The organism is Bowdeniella nasicola, from assembly GCF_001907295.1.
GTDB lineage: Bacteria > Actinomycetota > Actinomycetes > Actinomycetales > Actinomycetaceae > Bowdeniella > Bowdeniella nasicola.
In genome coordinates this window covers 1-3,707 of sequence record NZ_MQVR01000122.1, presented here as the reverse complement: position 1 = coordinate 3,707, position 3,707 = coordinate 1, and the positions used below count along the sequence as shown (strand labels likewise).

Here is a 3,707-nt window from a genome sequence, read left to right as displayed (position 1 = left end):
CCTCGGCTGGAAGACCCCCGCCGAAGTCTTCGGCGAAGCACTACAATCCCTGAAACAGGCCGGTGTTGCAACCACCGGTTGAACCTGCCCAATACCTCTCCATCGCATACGATCCCATGCTCGCCGAGCATGGGATCGCCTCATCGACCGGCACGGTTGGTAATTCATACGACAATGCACTAGCCCAGAGCGTAAACGGTCTGTATAAGACTGAGCTGATCTACTCCCAGGCCTGGGCCAAGGTAACAGAAGTTGAGTTCGCGACCATGAACTAGGTCCATTGGTCAAACACCAAGCACCTACACGAACCACTCGGAGACCGGACCCCAGCACAGGAGGCCAACAGTTACAACCAAGCCCGTCCCAGGCCGTTGGCACCCAATTAAGAAACGGAACAAAACCCAGGACGCTTCAGATCTTCCCGGTTGGTTCAGAAATACTGATCGGTTGTGAACTTCAGTAGGCAAGGGGGCAGATACGGGTCGCATTAGCGCAAAGCGCTAATGGTTGAAGCCGCCTCCCAGTTTTTTCTAGGCGGCGGCTTCAAAGCGCGAAATGATATTCGCTAGACAGGCCAGTAGGTATTCTTACTGGCGTGCATTTCGGATACGTGATCCGCCTGCTGCAACAGCAAGGCCTACGAGTGCGATCGCGAGGTAGCCCCAAATGTTATCGCCGCTGGTTTGAACGTTCTTCGGCGGTGCAGGAGTGGTTTCTGCAGTTAGAACGCTCTGGGTGTCGCGGCCAGAGACGATGTTGTCGATCCATTCGGCGATGCCTGCGATAGTGGTGATTGCGGCGCTGGGGGAAGGCAGGTCCGGATCCCCATGAGCAGTCCCTGCGGTTGCAAGTCCTGCAAGCTTTCCGTCAACAAAGAACGGGCCGCCAGAGTCACCGCCCTGCATGCCAGCTCCAGTAACTGATTGCACATCCAGGATAGAGGTTTCGATCCTGGGCTGTATGGAGTTGTCAGCTGTTTGGCCGGATTCTGACATTCCAGGTTTTGACGGTAGATCCTGTGGCGGGGCAGTCTCTGTAGACGCATCAGCGCCGGTAGGTGCCTCGGAATTGGAAGGAGTTTGGGGAGCGCTCGGCGTGTCAGAACCGGAAGGCGCGCCACCTAATAGTTCTTTGACAACCATTTTGGCCATTGGTAGCTGTCCGGATCGTGCCATGGACGAGCTGCTACTCCAACCGTATAGAGTTCCTGTCTGCCCTGGGCTTGGAGTGTCGTGGGAGATTTTTGCGGGGGTAGCGTTAGTGACTTTTTCAGTCAGGTGAAGTAACCCTGCGTCAGATGTGGGCGAAAGGGCCCAGGAATCAGCGTTGTAGATTTTTCCAGCGATGCGTGCCTGGGTTCCTTCATTGTTGACTGACTCTAGGCAGTGGCGCGCTGTCAGTACCCACTGGTCGGCAATGAGTGTGCCAGTGCAGTCACCAAAGCTGCCAATTTTGCCCATTTTGAGCGCGGCAACGGAACTGCTTTCCGCATTATCGGGCGCCGGATCTCCATATTCGAGTGCGAGAGCCGGAGTGGCAGTCATTAGAAGGACGGCGCTGGCAATGGCCGCGATCGAAAAAGATGTTTTTTTCACGGTTATTTCCCTTTCTTGGAAGGAACAATGGCCTTGATTGCGGTGGCAACGAGTTTCTCAGCAGGACCCTGTCCTACAAACTTCTTCCAGAGGCTGGCTGCGACGAGGAAGAATACGATGAAACCGATTGCTGACAAAGTGGAATGCAACGCGACATTTTGCTGCCAGTAGAAAGCGGTGAGAATGTGCAGAATGTAAATGGTTAGTGACATTGTTCCCATGGCAGCGAAAGGGTAAACCAAGGTTGAAGAGAGATCGCCTATGAGCACACATAGGTGGATCACTACGGCTGCAACGGCAACGGAGAGGATAATCTCTCCGGCAACACCGGTGTGACCGGTAAATCTGAGCCAGCTAGGAATGTTTGGGTCAAACCGGTAGTACAATCCAATGATCGTGATGACAGCGCTGATAGCGGTCACGATCCAGCTCAGCCGAGTGTTAGTGCTGGTATTCGATCCAGAATCGCGCTGTAGGCGGCCGCGCAGGTACACATCGAAAAGAAGCATGCCGCCGATGAAGTATGCAATCCACGCCAGTAGCGGATAAATCTGTGACAGTTCGACAGGGGCGTAAACGACTGTTGCGGCAATTGTGGCGGCAATGAATAGACCGAGCCTCCACCATGTTCCCAATGCGGGCATCCAGGAAACCAGGATCATTACTAGGCCCATCACGATGAGAACCACTTGAATTTGTCCACCCACGGGCAATAAAGCCAGGCCGATGAGGATGATTAAGGCGCCTCGGGAAATCAGCCGCAAGAAAGTGGTGCTGTTGTAGTTTCGTCCGATAATCATCATCGTCGCGCCGGCGATAATGGCAAATAATGATGCAGGTAGGCCAGAGAGCATTACTTTGGTACTCCAAAGTAGCGAGGCCATGTGGATAGTTATCATTCCGATGATCGCGAGTGAGCGCGCTACATCAAGCCCCACGATTCGTGAAGGTTTAGACACTCAGTTTTCTCCTTTACTAATACTTTAGAGAACCGTTCTTGGGATAAAAATGGTCCCTAAAACCGACGTGTCGGAAATTGACTATCTATAAAAATAACCGCCGAATCTGGTCAATAACTTGGAGCTTTCTGAGAGCCTTCTGGAAGTAGTGCCCCGTAGAGTGATGTAACTCGGTGGCCGAGATTGTCTGCAGGTTCGTGTTGTACACGGATGTAGAGCGGTCATCGTGTGACTGCGTTCGAAAGTTCTGTAAGAGGTTCAATCGAAGGATCACGCGGTGGCCGCGTCCTTGTCCGACGTACACGCCACAGACGACGACCTCAACTACCGCGCTACACCACTATGCGGGACTCAACTCTTCACCCACGAGCGCTACTGCGAGCAGCATGCGAAGGCGGAAGACGCACGCTACCGGCGCTACCAAAGGGATCCGAAGATCAACGCCCGCTACGGTTCGCGTTGGCGTAAGATCCGCGCTGCCTACGTCGCCGCCCACCCGCTCTGCGAAGACTGCCTCGAAGCCGGTCGCTACACGCCGGTCGCCGAAGTCCACCATGTTCACCCGCTCGAGTACGGCGGCACTCACGGCCCCAGCAAACTCCGCTCGCTGTGCACGCCCTGCCACTCCAGACAGACCGCGCTTGATGATGACCGCTGGAGGCAAGCACCTCGGGTCTACACCTACTAAGCCATCAAAAATCTGCGTAACTATCTTGGTGTTAGCGAGCCAAGAATGTTTCGTCACTTAGTTGGCATAGGTGCTGGGGAAGCTGACTCCATCCGTTCCTTATTCCAGTAGCTTCCTTCGCCATCAGGCGCATAGATTGTTGTTGGACTATTGGGGTCTGGGCTATTATGCACCGAGCATCTTTGCAGAGAAAACACGAAAAAGAAAAGAGCGCCAAGCGCAAGTAGAGCCGTCAACAGGCTCTTCACAATCCAGGGTGTAGGTAGCGTTGTTCGGGTTTGCGGCGTGGCGGCTGGTTGAAGGGGTCGAGGCCCTCCGAAGATGAAGGTTCCTACACGCCTCATCTGGAAGACCTCGACGTGCCTGACGATACCTTCAGTTGCCCTGATCTGACTAGTTTCTGCCTGCTCGACGGGCTCGGGTTGGAGGTGACCGGGCAGTGCGTCGAGTCTGAGCGTGCTGTGT

The 3,707-nt window shown here is 54.4% G+C and carries 4 protein-coding genes; 2 read left to right on the top strand and 2 right to left on the bottom strand.

What is annotated here, in order from left to right; translation table 11 throughout:
- Positions 1-116 precede the first annotated feature (116 nt).
- A complete protein-coding gene (locus BSZ39_RS13980; protein WP_158025199.1) occupies positions 117-275 on the top strand; it encodes a hypothetical protein in 159 nt (52 codons plus the stop codon).
- Between the two features lie 312 nt (positions 276-587).
- On the opposite strand, the gene BSZ39_RS12315 is transcribed toward BSZ39_RS13980, so the two are convergent.
- Positions 588-1,595, bottom strand: coding sequence for a trypsin-like serine protease (locus BSZ39_RS12315; protein ID WP_073717607.1), 1,008 nt, complete (start codon positions 1,593-1,595; stop codon positions 588-590).
- Between the two features lie 2 nt (positions 1,596-1,597).
- On the bottom strand, positions 1,598-2,554 hold the full coding sequence (locus tag BSZ39_RS12310) for a DUF418 domain-containing protein (protein ID WP_073717606.1): 957 nt from the start codon (positions 2,552-2,554) through the stop codon (positions 1,598-1,600).
- A 289-nt stretch (positions 2,555-2,843) separates the two neighbouring features.
- Here BSZ39_RS12310 and BSZ39_RS12300 point away from each other — a divergent pair, with 289 nt between their 5' ends.
- Positions 2,844-3,242, top strand: coding sequence for an HNH endonuclease (locus tag BSZ39_RS12300; protein ID WP_083603349.1), 399 nt, complete (start codon positions 2,844-2,846; stop codon positions 3,240-3,242).
- The last annotated feature ends 465 nt before the right edge of the window (positions 3,243-3,707 follow it).

Bases quoted from the DNA above. Each gene is read 5' to 3' on its own strand.
- BSZ39_RS13980 (WP_158025199.1), top strand. From the start codon at position 117: ATGCTCGCCGAGCATGGGATCGCCTCATCGACCGGCACGGTTGGTAAT.